The 16,303-nt window shown below is 60.1% G+C and carries 15 protein-coding genes and 2 riboswitches; of the genes, 6 read left to right on the top strand and 9 right to left on the bottom strand.

What is annotated here, in order from left to right:
• Nucleotides 1-7 precede the first annotated feature (7 nt).
• The 7 genes from rluB to NZ453_RS16725 form a co-directional block, all read right to left on the bottom strand.
• The gene (rluB, locus tag NZ453_RS16755) at nt 8-850 is read right to left on the bottom strand and encodes a 23S rRNA pseudouridine(2605) synthase RluB (RefSeq protein WP_338051175.1); all 843 of its coding nucleotides are present in this window, start codon (nt 848-850) and stop codon (nt 8-10) included.
• Between the two features lie 163 nt (nt 851-1,013).
• The gene (gene scpB, locus NZ453_RS16750) at nt 1,014-1,706 is read right to left on the bottom strand and encodes an SMC-Scp complex subunit ScpB (RefSeq protein WP_420851679.1); all 693 of its coding nucleotides are present in this window, start codon (nt 1,704-1,706) and stop codon (nt 1,014-1,016) included.
• Between the two features lie 10 nt (nt 1,707-1,716).
• Complete coding sequence (locus NZ453_RS16745) at nt 1,717-2,598, bottom strand: segregation and condensation protein A (protein ID WP_263771890.1); 882 nt, start codon at nt 2,596-2,598, stop codon at nt 1,717-1,719.
• Nucleotides 2,599-2,620: 22 nt separating this feature from the next.
• Nucleotides 2,621-3,823, bottom strand: a complete 1,203-nt coding sequence (locus NZ453_RS16740; protein ID WP_263771889.1) for a tryptophan--tRNA ligase — start codon at nt 3,821-3,823, stop codon at nt 2,621-2,623.
• A gap of 5 nt (nt 3,824-3,828) precedes the next feature.
• Nucleotides 3,829-4,494, bottom strand: coding sequence for a site-2 protease family protein (locus NZ453_RS16735; RefSeq protein WP_263771888.1), 666 nt, complete (start codon nt 4,492-4,494; stop codon nt 3,829-3,831).
• 8 nt (nt 4,495-4,502) lie between these two features.
• Nucleotides 4,503-5,129, bottom strand: coding sequence for an L-threonylcarbamoyladenylate synthase (locus NZ453_RS16730; RefSeq protein ID WP_263771887.1), 627 nt, complete (start codon nt 5,127-5,129; stop codon nt 4,503-4,505).
• Nucleotide 5,130: 1 nt separating this feature from the next.
• Nucleotides 5,131-6,171: a 3',5'-nucleoside bisphosphate phosphatase gene (locus NZ453_RS16725; protein ID WP_338051174.1), complete on the bottom strand. Its 1,041-nt coding sequence runs from the start codon at nt 6,169-6,171 to the stop codon at nt 5,131-5,133.
• On the opposite strand from NZ453_RS16725, the gene dctP reads away from it, so the two are divergent.
• The 6 genes from dctP (at nt 6,170) to gcvP (ending at nt 14,382) form a co-directional block, all read left to right on the top strand.
• Nucleotides 6,170-7,165, top strand: a complete 996-nt coding sequence (gene dctP, locus NZ453_RS16720) for a TRAP transporter substrate-binding protein DctP (protein ID WP_263771885.1) — start codon at nt 6,170-6,172, stop codon at nt 7,163-7,165. The genes NZ453_RS16725 and dctP overlap by 2 nt on opposite strands.
• Before the next feature lie 240 nt (nt 7,166-7,405).
• On the top strand, nt 7,406-8,398 hold the full coding sequence (locus NZ453_RS16715; protein WP_263771884.1) for a TRAP transporter substrate-binding protein: 993 nt from the start codon (nt 7,406-7,408) through the stop codon (nt 8,396-8,398).
• 275 nt (nt 8,399-8,673) lie between these two features.
• Entirely contained in the window at nt 8,674-9,453 is a 780-nt protein-coding gene (gene scpB, locus NZ453_RS16710) for a methylmalonyl-CoA decarboxylase (RefSeq protein ID WP_263771883.1), read from the top strand.
• A 70-nt stretch (nt 9,454-9,523) separates the two neighbouring features.
• Nucleotides 9,524-9,632: riboswitch (glycine riboswitch) on the top strand.
• 3 nt (nt 9,633-9,635) lie between these two features.
• A riboswitch (glycine riboswitch) is annotated at nt 9,636-9,732 on the top strand.
• Nucleotides 9,733-9,817: 85 nt separating this feature from the next.
• On the top strand, nt 9,818-10,897 hold the full coding sequence (gcvT, locus tag NZ453_RS16705; RefSeq protein WP_263771882.1) for a glycine cleavage system aminomethyltransferase GcvT: 1,080 nt from the start codon (nt 9,818-9,820) through the stop codon (nt 10,895-10,897).
• Nucleotides 10,898-11,021: 124 nt separating this feature from the next.
• Entirely contained in the window at nt 11,022-11,402 is a 381-nt protein-coding gene (gcvH, locus tag NZ453_RS16700) for a glycine cleavage system protein GcvH (protein ID WP_263771881.1), read from the top strand.
• A 76-nt stretch (nt 11,403-11,478) separates the two neighbouring features.
• Entirely contained in the window at nt 11,479-14,382 is a 2,904-nt protein-coding gene (gcvP, locus tag NZ453_RS16695) for an aminomethyl-transferring glycine dehydrogenase (protein WP_263771879.1), read from the top strand.
• Nucleotides 14,383-14,445: 63 nt separating this feature from the next.
• Here the strand turns inward: gcvP and NZ453_RS16690 are convergent, their stop codons facing one another.
• Together NZ453_RS16690 and NZ453_RS16685 are read right to left on the bottom strand one after the other, a co-directional pair.
• A complete protein-coding gene (locus NZ453_RS16690; protein ID WP_263771877.1) occupies nt 14,446-14,925 on the bottom strand; it encodes a universal stress protein in 480 nt (159 codons plus the stop codon).
• A gap of 31 nt (nt 14,926-14,956) precedes the next feature.
• Nucleotides 14,957-16,273, bottom strand: coding sequence for an SLC13 family permease (locus NZ453_RS16685; RefSeq protein ID WP_263771876.1), 1,317 nt, complete (start codon nt 16,271-16,273; stop codon nt 14,957-14,959).
• Nucleotides 16,274-16,303: the final 30 nt, after the last annotated feature.

Here is a 16,303-nt window from a genome sequence, read left to right as displayed (position 1 = left end):
GATGACGTTACGGATTGCGGCGACGCGCCGTGGTAGCCCTCGCCGGTCCTGCCGGCCGCTCCCGCACCACCTTGGAGCGCATAGCCGTCGGTGCCTCAACCCCAAACTCGGTGAGCAACTTGCGCACCTCCGTCTCGCCAAGTTCAAGCACCTGACCACGCTTGAGATTGGGCGGCAACACGAAAGGACCATAGCGGACACGCATCAACCGGCTTACGGTGACGCCGACCGCTTCGAACATTCGCCTGACTTCCCGGTTACGTCCTTCGAAGAGTGAGACGCGATACCAGCGATTGGCGCCATCGCCGCCGGCCTCCATGAAAGTCGCAAACTGGGCGATGCCGTCGTCGAGTTCGACGCCATCGAGTAAGCGCTGGCGAGCCTCGTCAGGCAATTCGCCCAGCACGCGAACGGCATACTCCCGGACGAGGTTGTACCGTGGGTGCATGAGCCGATTCGCGAGTTCGCCCGACGTGGTGAAAAGCAGCAAGCCGCTGGTATTGAAATCGAGACGTCCGATGGCCACCCAACGTGCGCCGGCGAGGCGCGGCAGCGACGTGAAGACGGTCGGCCGGCGGTCCGGGTCGTCGCGTGAAACGATCTCGCCCTCGGGCTTGTGGTAGATGATGACGCGCGGCAAGCGGTTCGCAAAGCGAAGATTGACAAGCTTTCCGTTGACCTTCACCCGGTCCCCAGGATTGGCCGATTGCCCAACCTGCGCCGTTTCCCCGTTCACGCTGACGCGACCGGCGGCGATCAATTCCTCCATCTCTCGCCGCGAACCAAAGCCGCTCTGTGCGAGCAGCTTGTGAAGGCGCTCGGGTTTCGCAGGCGCTTCCTGATGCCGCATGCGCTTCGAATGTGGTTGCGTGCGTTCCGAAGGCCCGCGTCGAACTCTCGGCTCAGTGGAGGTTGCGCGATCTTCCTCCGCATCGGGTATCCCGCGCGCGTGGCTTGGCGGCGCGTTCCGGCGCGCAGGCGCCGGTGTTCCTGTCGGAGGGCGGAAAGGCGTCTTACGCGGTTTGGTCGGCATCGGAAAAATCCAGTGATTGGTTGATCATCTCAAGGGGCGGCAACTCGGTCACACTGCGCAGACCGAGGTCATCGAGGAACTTCTTTGTCGTCGCCAGCAGTGCCGGTCGACCCGGCGTATCGCGATGGCCGACGACGTCGACCCAGCCGCGTTCCTCGAGAACCTTGATGATCTGTGAGGCGACGGTCACGCCGCGAATCTCTTCGATATCCCCGCGCGTAACCGGCTGGCGGTAAGCGATGATGGCCAGCGTTTCGAGTACCGCGCGCGAGTATTTGGGCGGCTTCTCCGGATTGAGCCGATCGATGTACGGCAGGTATTCGGCGCGCGTACGGAAACGCCACCCGCTCGCCACCTGAATGAGTTCGAGCGGGCGTTCAGCCCATTCGGCACGAAGTTCGTCGAGCAGGACACGCACGACGTCGGCGCCGATCTCCTCGATGAAGACCTTCCTCAGCTCGGACACTGACAAGGGTTGGGAAGCGCTGAGCAATACGGCTTCGAGGACGCGTTTCGTCTCGGCGGGATTATTCAGCACGCCGGCCACCGACACCTGCTGCGACGTTTCTGGGCGAGCGACATCGTCCGCACCGGCGGTTTCCTCGGTGATGCGCTCGGCGATAGGCGACGTTTCGGCCGTCTCAGTCACCTCAGGAATCTCGACCGTCGGCATCGCAACAGGGTCATTCGCTTGACTCGGATTCGGTGTGTCGTTCGGTTCGTCCATCGGTCAACCTCACATAAATCGGAGCGAAGGGTTCGGTTTGCGTCATCTCCAGCAAGCGTTCGCGAGCAAGTTCGAGCATCGCCAGGAAGTGCACGACGACGACCGGGGCTCCGAGCGTCGGATCGAAGATGTCAGCGAACTCGACAAAGCCGTCCGTATCGCGGAGAAACCGCAGGATCTGGCCCATATGCTCGCGTACCGACAGCTCTTCGCGCTGGATCGTATGACGCGTGTGGAGCTTCGCCTGGCGCACGATCGCCGACCATGCCTCGCGCAAGTCGTCAGGTGAGACGTCAGGCAAGCGTTGCAAGAGTGATTTCTCGACCCAGACCTCGACCCAGTCGAAGTCGCGTTCGGCCTGCGGGATTTCATCGAGTTTGTGTGCCGCCAGCTTCATCTGCTCGTACTCAATCAGGCGTCGGACGAGTTCGGCGCGCGGATCTTCCGCTTCCTCGCCTTCGCTGACTCGTGTCTTCGGCAGCAGCATGCGCGATTTGATCTCGATCAGCATCGCCGCCATGACGAGGTAATCGGCCGCCAGCTCGAGGTTCTGCGAGCGCATCGCCTCCACATAGGTCAGGTACTGCTCGGTAAGCGGCGCCATCGGAATGTCGAGGACGTTGATGTTCGCTTTGCGGATCAGGTAAAGAAGCAGGTCGAGCGGGCCTTCAAAAGCGTCGAGCATCACCGCCATGGCGTCGGGCGGAATATAAAGGTCGAGCGGCATCTGAACCATCGGCTCGCCGTAAATGCGCGCAAAGGGTTCCACGGGTACCTCGGCCACAGGTTCGGCCTGTTCCCCATCCGCTTGATCGACGATGTCTACTTCTTCGCTCATTGAATGTCCGCTACGCCAGCGTTCAGCGGTAACTCAAACCCATCACCTCACGTACGTCGCGCATCGTTTCTTGCGCCAGCGTGCGCGCCTTCGCACTACCGTCGGCGATGATGTCCTTCACCAGCCCCGGGTTGTCGAGATATGTCTGGGCGCGCTCGCGCATCGGCGCTTGTTCGCGCAGGATGCCGTCGATCACGGGCTGCTTGCATTCCAGGCAACCGATGCCTGCACTGCGGCAGCCCTGCTGGACCCACGCCTTGCACGGCTCGTCTGAATAGACTTCGTGCAACTGCCACACCGGGCACTTCTCGGGGTTGCCGGGATCGGTACGCTTGACACGCGCCGGGTCGGTCGGCATGCGGCGGATTTTCTGCACGACCGATGCCTCGTCCTCGCGGAGCGTGATCGTGTTGTTGTAAGACTTGGACATCTTCTGGCCGTCGAGCCCCGGCATTTTCGACGCTTCCGTCAGCAGCGCGCCAGGTTCGACCAGAATCATCTTGCCCGTCCCTTCAACATAGCCAAGGAGGCGCTCACGGTCTTCCAGAAGCAACGACGGCGTCTCGTCGAGCAACGCCTTCGCACGCTCGATAGCGCCCGCATCGCCTTCTTGCTGGAAGCGCTTGCGGAAGTGCTCAAACGAACGGGCGTTCTTGCTTCCCAACTTCTTGACCGCTTCCTTCGCCTTGTCCTCGAAACCGGGCTCACGGCCGTACATGTGATTGAAACGGCGCGCCAGTTCGCGCGTGAACTCGACGTGCGGCACCTGGTCTTCGCCGACCGGTACCTTGTCGGCACGGTAAATCAGGATGTCCGAACTCATCAGCAGCGGATAGCCGAGGAAGCCGTAGGTCGACAAGTCCTTGGTGGACAGCTTTTGCTGCTGATCCTTATAGGTCGGGACGCGTTCGAGCCAGCCGAGCGGGGTCATCATCGAGAGCAGGAGATGCAGTTCGGCGTGCTCGATTACTTGGGATTGAACGAACAGCGTAGCCTTCGTCGGATCAACCCCGGCAGCCAGCCAGTCAATGACCATCTCCCACGCCGCCTTTTCGATTCCCCGAGGATCGTCATAACTCGTCGTCAGCGCATGCCAGTCGGCGACGAAAAACAGGCACGGATATTCGTGCTGGAGCTTGACCCAGTTTTTCAGGACGCCGTGATAGTGGCCCAGGTGCAAGCTGCCAGTCGGCCGCATGCCGGAAAGAACTCGTTCTGCGTACATAATTGTCAGTTTAGCTGGAAGAGAAGAATGATCAGGTGCCGGAACAAGGCCACGAAGGGACCCATGACGTCGCCAAGGATACCGGTAAACATCAGGACAAGAAGGACCGGGAAGCCCCAACGCTCGAGCGCGGCAAAACGTACGGCCGCTGGATAAGGAAGCAGGCTGACGGCGATCCGGCCACCGTCAAGCGGGGGCAACGGCAGCAGGTTGAGAACCATCAGCACGAGGTTCACGTTGAGTCCGATCCGGCTCATCTCCGCGAGCGGCACCGTAAACACGTGCGGCGAAATCGCGAGATTGAACTTGAACATCGCCGCCCAGCCGATCGCCATCAAGAGATTGGTCGCCGGTCCGGCCGCCGCCACCCACAACATATCTCGCTTGGGATGGCGCAGTTGTCCAAAGTTGACCGGCACGGGCTTGGCCCACCCGAAGAGCATCGCACTTCCCGCAGCCATGTAACTCATCGCCAGAATCACCCCGGGCACCAGTAGGGTACCAATGGGATCAATATGCCGCGCCGGGTTCAGGCTGATTCGGCCGGCGAGCCAGGCAGTCGGATCGCCGAAGTGGCGCGCCGCATAGCCGTGCGCGGCCTCATGCAGCGTGATCGCGAAAATCACGGGCAACGCCGCAATGGCGATGGTCTGGATCAGGACGGCGTCCACGGGAACAACTATTCCAAGCCGAACGGTTCAAGGTCACCCCGCCCGCGCCGTATCAACTCGGGCGGCAGGTGGGTCAAGTCAATCACCGTGGTCGGCTCGGTCCCGCATTGGCCGGCATCGAGGATCAAATCGATCTGGTCGTCGAGCCGGTCCTGAATTTCCCACCCCTCCGTCAGCGGATTCTCATCGCCAGGCAGCAGCAGGGTCGAGGTCAGCAGGGGCTCACCAAGCTCTTCGAGCAGGGCAAGGGCGACCGTACTGGCGGGAACGCGCAAGCCGATCGTCTTCCGCTTCGGATGCAATACCCGTCGCGGCAGCTCCTTAGTTCCCTCAAGAATGAAGGTGTAGCTACCGGGAGTCGTCGCCTTGAGCAATCGATACTGGGCGTTGTCGACCCGGGCAAATTGTGCGATCTGCGAGAGATCCCGGCACATCAGGGTCAGGTGGTGCCGGTCATCGACGCCGCGGATACGGCGTATGCGCTCGACCGCGCCCTTGTCGCCCAGGCAGCAGCCCAAGGCATAGCACGAATCAGTCGGAATCGCGACGACACCGCTCTCGCGCAGAACCTCGGTCACCTGGCTCAGGACGCGAGGTTGCGGATCCTGCGGATGGATCGAAACATACCGGGCCATTTCAGAAGGCTTTCCATACCGGTACGAGGTCGGAGGGCAAAGGGGCCAGGGCGCCGAGTTCCATATAGCTTTCGCCGGGACCGTGGTAATCCGACCCGCACGAAGCCATGAAGCTGAACTCGCGCGCGATGCGGGAAAACACCGCGACGTTTTCCGCTGAGTGGCTTCCGGAGACGACCTCGATCGCCCGACCGCCGACGCTCTTGAACTCGTCGAGAAACCGGCGCATTTCGGATTTGGTGAGTTTGTAGCGCCCGGGGTGCGCGACGGATGCGACGCCACCGGCTCCGGTAATCCAGTTCACGGATTCTTCCAGCGTCGCCCAGCGGTGATCCACGTAACCCGGTTTTCCGGGAACGATGTACGATTCGAAGACGCTGCGCACATCCTCGCATACGCCGATTTCCACGAGATAACGCGCAAAGTGCGAGCGACTGATCAAGTTTGGATTTTCGGCGTAACGCATCGCACCCTCGAAACAGCCCGGGATGCCAACTTTCTCGAGCTCGGCCGCCATCCGCTGTGCGCGGTTTACGCGTCCGGAGCGAATCGACGCCAAGCCGGCGTTCAGAGCCGCGTCCTCGGCGTCGAAGTTGAAACCGAGAACGTGAATCTGCAAACCGCCCCACTCGATCGACACCTCGACTCCCGTTACAAACCCGGCCCCCGCTTCGTTGACCACGGACCGCGCCGCCGATAGGCCGCCGAGATCGTCGTGATCGGTCAGAGAGAACAACTCGACGCCGTTTTGGAGGGCGCGGCGCGCCACCTCGGCTGCGGGAAGCAGTCCGTCGGACGCCGTGGAGTGGCAGTGAAGATCAACCTTGAACACTAGGGAATTGGCCTTGCGGAGGAACTTAAGCGCGCGATGATAGCACAGCGCTTTAACCCCCCCTTGCGGCCGGCCGTCGAGCAGACGTTCGCTCAGGCCCAGCCAGATATCCCAAACGGCAACTGAATGTTGTAAAGTGGCCTGACCAAAAACGAGCCCAAAAACCGAAGGCTCGCCATAACTATTTATTTCGATCTTGGGAGGAGCCATGAAGCGAATCATGCAGCGTTCTTTGGGTGTTTTGTCGATATTCCTCGCACTACTCGGGGCCACCGGTCCGACAGCTTGCGCCCGTGAACTCATAGCGGCGGAGGTCCACCCGCAAGGCCATATCATCGTCAAGTCCGAAGAACTTCTCGCCAGCCGCCTGGACGAACTGACGCTCGGTGCATTGAAGATCACCATCAAGCATAGCGGGCAACTCGGCAATGAGAATCAGTACTGGGACAAGGTACGCGGCGGCTCGCTCGATATCGCGCGCGTCAATCTCGGTGTACTCGTAAACGACGTTCCCGCCGCCAAACTGCTGAGCCTGCCGTATCTTTTCCGTACCCGCGATCATATGTGGCGGGTGCTCGCGGGTGATTTCGGCAAGCGGGTTGCCGCGGAGGTGGAGAAAACTGGCGCTGTGGTTCTTGCTTATTACGACAGTGGTACCCGCTCTTTTTACACAACAAAGAAGCCTTTGCGAGTGCGCGCGGATTTTGAGGGACAACGCATCCGAATCCAGAACTCGCCGGTGTACAAGGACCTCATTACTCTCCTCGGTGGCACACCCGTCGTGATCGGTTACGACAAGGTGATCGACGCGTTCAAGAATGGCGAAATCGACGGTGCCGAGAACAATCTCCCGTCGTACGTGTCGAGCGAGCATCACAAATACGCGCGCTATTACGTTTTCGACGAACATTCGTCGGTGCCGGAAGTGCTTCTGATGTCGAAGAAGGCGTGGGATACGCTGAGTGCCGATCAGAAGAAGGCGGTCATGCAAGCGTCCGAAGAGTCGTCCACCCACATGAAGCGACTATGGGCCGAAGCCGAAGCCCAAGCGCTCGCCAAGGCCAAGAAGGAAGGCGCCGTAGTCATCGACAAAGGCGACCTCGGAATGGCGGGAATCGAAGCATACGCGCTGAAACTGTACTCGAAGTACGCAGCTGATCCACGCGATTTGGAAACGGTACTGACTATCCTGCAATCGAAGTAAGCCATATCCAAGCCTAATCCTCCCGGCTTGTCGCCGTTCGCAGAAATGCCCCAACACCTCTCCGCGAAAACGCCAAGCCGGTTGTTACCGACCGGAGGCGTATCGGCTTCCGGTACCCTTCGTTTTTCCTGCCCCTCCCGTTCCCCCTCGGTGCGATTGTTGTAAAGTGGGCGCGTTAGCTGTGGAAGGAGGAGCCACGGCCAAACGACGCATGGGTCGAAATCAAAAACGGGAGGTTTCATGAATCGAAGAGTTCGCAGTTCACTAAGTATCGCCCTGCTCCTCGCGATGGCGGTATTGCAATCCGGGACGGCAACCGCCCGGGATCTGGTCTTGGCGGAAGCACATCCGCCTACGCACCCGATCGTCAAATCCGAAGAACTGTTGGTGCGTCGCGTGGCGGAACTGACCAACGGCGAGATCAATATCCAACTCAAGCACAGCGGTCAACTCGGCAACGAAGACGCGGCATGGAAAAACATCCGCGCCGCTTCGCTCGACATGACACGCATCAACTTCGCAACCCTGGTTAACGAAGTTCCTGCGGCAAAGCTTCTCGGCCTGCCTTATCTGTTCCGTTCCCGCGACCACATGTGGCATGTGCTGAGTGGCGATTTCGGCAAACGTCTTGAGAATGAAATCGCCAAGACGGGAGCGGTACTACTGACCTACTACGACAGCGGCACGCGCTCCTTTTACACAACGAAGAAGCCGATACGCGTACGGTCGGACTTCGACGGGCAAAAAATCCGCGTTCAGGGCTCCCCCGTGTACAAGGACATGATCACGCTGCTCGGCGGTACGCCGGTCGTGCTCCCCTACGACAAGGTGCTCGATGCGTTGCGCACCGGCGAGATTGACGGTGCGGAGAACAATATTCCGTCGTACGTCTCGGCGGAGCACTACAAGTACGCGCGTTACTACAGTTTCGACGAGCACTCGTCGGTGCCCGAAGTCTTGCTCATCTCGAAGAAATCCTGGGACAGCTTGAACCCCGAGCAGCAGAAAGCCATGATGACAGCTGCGGCCGAATCCAACGTCCTGATGAAGAAATTGTGGGCGGAAGCTGAAGCGCGGGACCTCGCCAAGGCGAAGAAGGAAGGCGCGGTGATCATTGAAAAGAACGATCTGGGCATGAGCGGCATCGAAGCCTATGCCCTCAAGCTCTATTCGAAGTACGTCACCGACCCGACCGACCTCAAAACAGTCCTGACCATCCTGCAATCGAAGTAGTCGATCACCGGCTTTAGTCAGTGATCGCGTCGTCGAGACTTTGCTTCGACGACGCTTTCTGTTCCCACGCCATCGCAGGAAATCAGCCTGAATTTGCCTCATTGCACGCCACAAGGGGGCCTCCCGGCGTTGCGCGAGCGTCCCCGCGCGACAGCCCTCCGAGAAAGCACTCGGCCTGCAATTCCCTCCATGTGGCGAGCCATTCCACCGCATGGATGTCGGCGGTACACTCCCAAGTTTTGTACTCCCTCCATCAGCGAAAGGCAGCATCACCCATGGCACTCATCATCACGGAAAAGAGAGACTCCACCGGAATCATCACCCTCGATCACGCCGATAAGCGCAACGCGTTGAGCGAGGCGTTAATCCAGGAAATCATCGCCGCCCTTGATGGATTCCGGGCTCTCGACATCCGCGCCGTCATCCTGCGCGCTCAACCTGGAGTCAAGGTTTGGTCGGCTGGTCACGATGTTAACGAACTCCCCGACGGCGGACGCGATCCGCTGGGCTGGAACGATCCACTGCGTATTCTCATCCGCGCCATCCAGGAGTACCCCACTCCCATTATCGGGCTCGTCGAGGGCAGTGTCTGGGGCGGTGCCTGTGAAGTGGCGATGGCCTGCGACATTCTGGTAGCCACGCCGGAGTCGACGTTCGCCATCACACCGGCCAAACTCGGCGTTCCCTACAACCTCGGCGGCCTGATGACGCTCGTGAATATGATCCCACTGCCGATCGTCAAGGAAATGCTGTTTACGGCGCAGCCGATTCCCTCCGAGCAGGCATTCAATCTGGGCATCATCAACTATATGAAGCCGGCAGACGAGATTGAAACTTTCGTCGTCGACATGGCGACGCGGATCGGCAAGAACTCGCCGCTCAGCATCTCCGTCATGAAAGATGCGCTGCGCCTGCTATCCAGTGCGCATGCCGTGACGCCCGACCTGTTCGAGCGCATTCAGGGCATGCGTCGCATCGTCTATGACAGCGCTGATTATCGCGAAGGCATCCGGGCCTTCCGCGAAAAACGCAAGCCCGATTTCTCTGGAAAATAGGCACCACTCGCCTTGAGAGAGCATGGGGCGACACAAGCTTGCCGCCCTGCCCCGCGTCGCGCTATAGTTTGGCCCGCGAACGGGAGAGAGCGGAGTTGTGGAACTAGCAACAGCGAATCCCCGCCGCCGAAGGCGCAATCCACCCGGAAACGCTCAGGCAAAAGGACCGTTCGTGCATTGAACTCTGGAGAGCGGCGCCGAAACTCGAGCGCCCACCGATGGGGCAACGCGGCGGCAGCAACAACCGCTCGCGGCAATCTCTCAGGTATCAGGACAGGGGGGTGAATTCGTTTACGAATTCGCCCTTTTTTTGCGCCCTTTTTTGCTTTCGAACCGGTCAGTAACCACTATTCAAGGGATTGACATGACGCAGAAAACCGTCCTGAACGAGATGCACCGCCGCCTTGGTGCCAAGATGGTCGACTTCGGCGGCTGGGACATGCCGCTGCATTACGGATCACAAATCGAGGAACATCACGCCGTGCGCCGCGACTGCGGAATGTTCGACGTCTCACACATGTGTGCGCTGGATGTTGCAGGCCCCGACGCAAAAACGTTCTTGCTCCGCCTGATCGCCAATAACGTCGGCCGTCTACAAACGCCTGGCAAGGCGTTATACAGTGCGATGCTCAATCCGTCGGGTGGCGTCGTCGACGACCTGATCGTTTACTTCGTTGAAGACGGTCAATACCGAGTTGTGATCAATGCCGGAACCGCCGAGAAAGACATCGCCTGGATGAATGCTCGCCTGGCGGAGTGGAATCTTGCCGCGACATGTCTTCCAAGGCGCGATTTGGCGATCATCGCAGTGCAGGGTCCCAACGCGAAAAGCCGTGTCTGGCAGGTACTCCCCGAGACGCGAGCGGCCAGCGAGGCGCTTCCTCCCTTCCATTCCATAAGCGTTGGCGACTATTTTGTTGCCACCACCGGTTATACGGGCGAAGACGGCCTTGAGATCACTTTGCCGGCCAGCAAAGCACAAGCCTTTTGGCAGGCACTGCTGGACGCCGGTGTTCCTCCGATCGGCCTCGGTGCACGCGACACGCTGCGACTTGAAGCCGGTATGAACCTCTACGGTCAGGACATGGATGAGAATGTCTCGCCGCTCGATGCGGGCCTTACGTGGACCGTCGACCTTTCGTCCGACCGAGACTTTGTCGGCAAAGCCGCCCTGCTCGCGCAGCCTCAACGGTACGACTTTCTCGGCCTTGTATTGCTCGATCGCGGTGTCCTGCGGGCACATCAATCGGTGACCAGCGAGCATGGCGATGGCGAAATCACCAGCGGGACCTTCTCGCCCACGCTACAAACATCAATCGCTCTCGCCCGGCTTCCGCTTGGTACAGCGATTGGCGAAACCGTCCATGTCGCTGTGCGAGACAAGCAGCTCGCGGCGCGGGTAACCAAGCCGCGTTTCGTGCGCAACGGTCGTGGCTTGATTTAGGCGCAGCAAGCCGCAAACAAGGAACAATAAGTAAATGGCGTTCGCTTTCCGCCACCTGTAAGGGTCGGAGCGTATCGCGCCAACGATTTCATCCCCGGGCAGCAGACAACTCCAAGGAGCCACCATGAACGTTCCCAGCAACCTCAAATACACGCAGAGCCACGAATGGGTCCGCAGCGAGCCAGACGGCTCGATCACCGTGGGCATCACCGAGCACGCACAGGATCTCCTGGGCGATCTGGTCTTCATCGATCTTCCCGAGGTTGGCAAGACCCTCGCCGCCGGTCAGGAAGCCGCGGTGGTTGAGTCAGTGAAAGCGGCCGCCGATGTTTACGCTCCTGTCGCCGGAACGGTTACCGAAATCAATCCTGCGCTCGCCGACGCGCCGGAATCGGTGAACGCCGACGCTTACGCCGCGTGGCTCTTCCGCATGAAGCCGGCAAACGCCAACGACGTGGACGGGCTCCTCGACGCGACCAGCTACACCGCTGTCGCCAGCGAGTAACCGCGCTTTCACTCCCTCGCGGCGGGTCGCCATGCGTTGCCCGCCGCAGTTTTTCAGCCCGAGCCGGACAAAACGAATGCCATCGACCTTATCGACCCGTTCCCTCAACGCCCTCGAAAAACGTGACGAATTTATCGCCCGCCATATCGGCTCGTCGCCGGATGACGTTGACCGTATGCTGCAAGCGATCGGCGCGTCATCGCTGGACGCTTTGATCAACGAAACGGTGCCAGCGGCGATTCGCTTACCTCAGCCACTCCCGTTGCCCGGGCCGCGTCCGGAAGCGGAAGCGCTCGCGGCCCTGAGAGCGATCGCGAGCAAGAACCGCGTCCAAAAGTCGCTCATCGGAATGGGCTATTCGGATACCTACACGCCGAACGTGATCCTGCGCAACGTGTTGGAGAACCCCGGCTGGTATACCGCCTACACACCCTATCAGGCAGAAATCGCCCAGGGCCGGCTGGAGGCGCTGCTCAACTATCAACAGATGGTGATCGACCTTACCGGGCTCGAACTCGCCAATGCATCGCTGCTCGACGAAGCGACGGCGGCCGGCGAAGCGATGACGATGGCGCGCCGCGTGAGCAAGTCGAAATCGAACGCCTTCTTTGTCGACGCCGCGTGCTTCCCGCAAACGATCGACGTGCTCAAGACGCGCGCCGGATACTTCGGCTACGAACTGGTTTTTGGAACACCGCAGGAAGCGGCAGACGCCGACGTGTTTGGAGCCATCCTGCAATACCCGAACGATACCGGGGAAATCGCCGATCTCTCCGAACCGATCGCCGCCATCAGGGCGCGCGGTGGCGTTGTTGCTGTTGCCTCGGATCTCATGGCCCTCGTGTTGCTCAAGTCGCCAGGGGAAATGGGTGCCGATATCGCGTTCGGGTCATCGCAACGCTTCGGCATTCCACTCGGCTTCGGTGGACCGCACGCGGCCTTCTTTGCCACGCGCGACGAGCACAAGCGTTCGGTGGCCGGGCGCATTATCGGCGTGTCGGTCGATGCCCGGGGCAACAAGGCCCTGCGCATGGCGCTGCAGACGCGCGAGCAGCACATCCGGCGCGAGAAGGCCAACTCGAATATCTGTACTTCGCAAGTGCTGCTCGCGAACATGGCCGGCATGTATGCCGTGTACCACGGTCCGGAAGGGTTACGCGCTATTGCCGAACGCATTCATCGTCTGACGGCGATATTCGGCGAAGCGGTTAGGCGCGCCGGCGTAACAGTCCTGAATACTCGTGTATTCGATACGTTGCGCATCGAGCTTGGTCCAAAGGCCGTCTCCGTGTACAACGCGGCGCTGGCCAGCGGCTTCAATCTGCGTAACGTTGGCAACGGCGTCCTCGGCATCGCATTCAATGAAAAAACCACGCGCGAAGACGTCGGCGAACTGATCAAGCTGATCGCGGGCATCGCAGTGGACATCGACGGGCTCGATGCTCAGTTGCAGGCGAACGACCCGTTCTTGCCGGCGACGTTGCGGCGCTCCGATGCCGTTCTGACCCACCCGGTGTTCAACAGCCACCACACCGAGCACGAGATGCTGCGCTATTTGAAGCGCCTGCAGGACAAGGATCTCGCACTCGACCGATCAATGATCTCGCTCGGCTCGTGCACGATGAAACTCAATGCAACGAGCGAAATGATTCCGATCAGCTGGCCCGAGTTTTCCGGCCTGCATCCTTTCGCTCCCCTCGACCAGGCGAAGGGCTACGTCGAGATGATCCGCGGCCTCGAAGACTGGTTGAAGACGATCACCGGATTCGACGCCGTGAGCCTACAACCCAATTCGGGAGCGCAGGGTGAATACGCGGGCATCGTGGCGATCCGCCGATATCACGCCAGTCGCGGTGAAACGCACCGTAATGTGTGCCTGATCCCCCGTTCGGCGCATGGAACCAACCCAGCTTCGGCACAGATGGCCGGACTGCAAATTGTCATCGTCGGATGTGATGACAGCGGCAACGTGGACGTGGCGGATCTGAAGGCGAAAGCCGAGCAGCATGCCGCCAATCTCGCCTGCCTTATGCTTACCTATCCCTCGACGCATGGCGTTTTCGAGGAAGCGGTACGCGAAATCTGCGCGATCGTCCATCAGCACGGCGGACAGGTCTACATGGACGGTGCCAACCTTAATGCGCAGGTAGGGCTGACGTCGCCCGGGTTGATCGGCGCCGACGTGAGCCACATGAATCTGCATAAGACGTTCGCCATCCCCCACGGCGGTGGCGGGCCCGGCATGGGGCCGATTGGCGTCAAAGCGCACCTCGCCCCTTTCCTTCCCGACCATGCAGTGCAGTCGACGGGCGAACCTGACCGGTCAAATCGTGGCCAGGGTGCCGTTTCCGCCGCCCCTTGGGGTTCGGCGTCGATCCTGCCGATTTCCTGGATGTACATTGCCATGCTCGGCGGTCAAGGGCTGACGCGCGCAACGGAGGTGGCGATTCTCAACGCCAATTACGTCGCCGCCCGACTGAAGGACCATTATCCGGTTCTTTATACCGGCACGAAGGGGCGCGTCGCCCACGAATGCATCCTCGATATCCGCCCGATCAAGGCAGCGACAGGCATCGCCGAAATCGACATCGCCAAGCGTTTGATAGACTACGGATTCCACGCGCCGACTGTCAGTTTCCCGGTTGCCGGAACGATCATGGTCGAGCCTACGGAATCCGAATCGAAAGCCGAACTCGACCGCTTCGTCGCGGCGATGGTGTCTATTCGGAACGAGATCGCCAAGATAGAACAGGGCATCTGGCCGGCCGACAACAATCCGCTGAAGAACGCGCCCCACACACAGGCGGATATCGTCGATGCCGCTTGGGACCGTCCTTACACCCGGCACGAAGCCGTCTTCCCGTTGCCTTGGGTTGCCGCCCACAAGTTCTGGCCGACCGTCAATCGGATCGACGACGTCTATGGGGATCGCAACCTGTTCTGTGCCTGCGTACCGCCGGAGGATTACGAAACACAGTAAGGGAATCCACGCGGGCCGCGCGGCCCGCGCGTTACCGGCGACATTCCTCCGGGGTTCCCTGTCTCAAGAAGGCGAGCGCGACGGCACGTCTGAATAGCGGTCGCGATAAACGAGTACCGGTATCCTTGCGTGCGAAAGTACCTTCTGCGTTTCGCTTCCGATCAGGATGGCGGACACGCCTCTGTGCCCGTGCGACGCCATGAAAATCAAGTCGCATTTGTGGTCGGACGCCGCCTGCAGGATGCTGTCGGCCGGAAAGTCGCTGGTCACCGTGATGCCGCGAAAAGGTACGCCCAGCGCTTTCGCCTCTTTCTCGATGACCCCGAGATTCTTTTGTGCCGCCTTGGCAATGAGCGCCGCGTGCTCATCCGGGCTCTTGTAGCCAACAGGCAGAAGGCCCTTGTAAATGATCGGCGTCGGCGTCGGAGCGACGAAAATCCCGATTACGCTGCCTCCCGTCACATTTGCCAGCTTAACCCCCGCCTTGATCGCGCGTGCCGAGAGTTCTGATCCGTCGGTAGGAATGAGAATGTTCTTGTACATGGCGACGCCTCCGTCATGAGCCTCGGTTGATCTATTTGACGAACGGGAACACCCAAATGAGCATGCCTAAAACATAGCAGACACTTGCCGAAACGAGAACAAACGGCACGCTCCAAGACAGAAACTCACGCAACGAAATCTTGCGCCGTTCTTCGCTTTGGCAAATGTTCAGCGCCGCGTACAGTGCAGGAGCTCCTGCTACGGTGAGGTTGCTCCCCAGTGTTCCCGACCAGAGCAGCATCCACCAGAGCGGCCAGCGCGCGACGGCGGCTTCGTCAAGGTCTTTGATGGTTTCAAGGAACGTCAAAATGTAAGCGTCATGTTCGACAATGCCGACGATGGGAATCGTTATCCAATAAAGCAGCGAGGCTCCCGCCGCATAGTTGTCCACGAAGATCGGGCGAATGATGTGCGCCAGCGCTCCGAGAAGTTTGACCTTCTCCAGGCTACCGACCAAGGCGAAGAGCGCGATATAGAAGAAGACAGCGCGCCAATCGAGTTCCGAGAGAATTTCTTCGAAAGGAGGCGCCTTGGCCCGCTCGCCCAAGAGTTCGAGGACCAGGACAAGGGTAACTGCGCCAGTCATTGCAATGAAGCCGAGCTGAAAACCGAGCGTCTGACGAAAAGCCATCGCCAGGACGGTCAATAGAAAGCCGGCGACGACAACGCCCGCAAACAGCCTGTTCGGAATGCGAGCCTCCACGCCGACCGTTGTCAGATCGACGATCCGCGCATGATGCGATCGGAAGCCATACAGGTACATGGCACCGAGCGTGACGGCAAAGGTAACGCAAAGAATGGGAAAGGACGACGGCCGTCCGGAATGGAAGAAGAAGTCGCCGAACTCCGCCCCGGAAACGCTATGCAACATCTGGGGCGGCAGGTCGCCGAGCAGCATGGCCGACCCCATGAAGTTTGCAGCGAACCCGATCATGAGCACCAGCGGCGTCACCGGCAACTTGACCGCCCGAGCGAGTGGAAGCGCTACCGGCGCCATCATCAAGATGACGACCACGTTGTCCACAAACATGGAGATCAGGCCCGCGAGCGTGGCCAGAATTATCACGAGCACTCCCGGCCGTCCGCCGGAGAGTTTTAGTGCGCCTACGGCAAGCCAACTCGGAATCCCGGTCTTGCCGAAATACGAGGCGATCACCCAGACGCTCACCAGAATGGCCATGACGTTCCAGTCGACCAGAGCGAACGCCTCGGACTCGGTCAATACGCCGACCCATACCATGGCCGCCACGCCGATCAAGGCAGCCACCGTGCTGTCGAAAACATTCATGATTACGACGATGATCGTCGCGGCGAAGATACCCAAGGCGATCCAGGCGAGTGGCTCCATTTCTCCTCCCTTTGGCGCGAAGCCTTATTG

Source organism: Propionivibrio soli (assembly GCF_025770765.1).
GTDB classification, from domain to species: domain Bacteria; phylum Pseudomonadota; class Gammaproteobacteria; order Burkholderiales; family Rhodocyclaceae; genus Propionivibrio; species Propionivibrio soli.
This window is presented reverse-complemented; position numbering and strand designations above follow the sequence as displayed.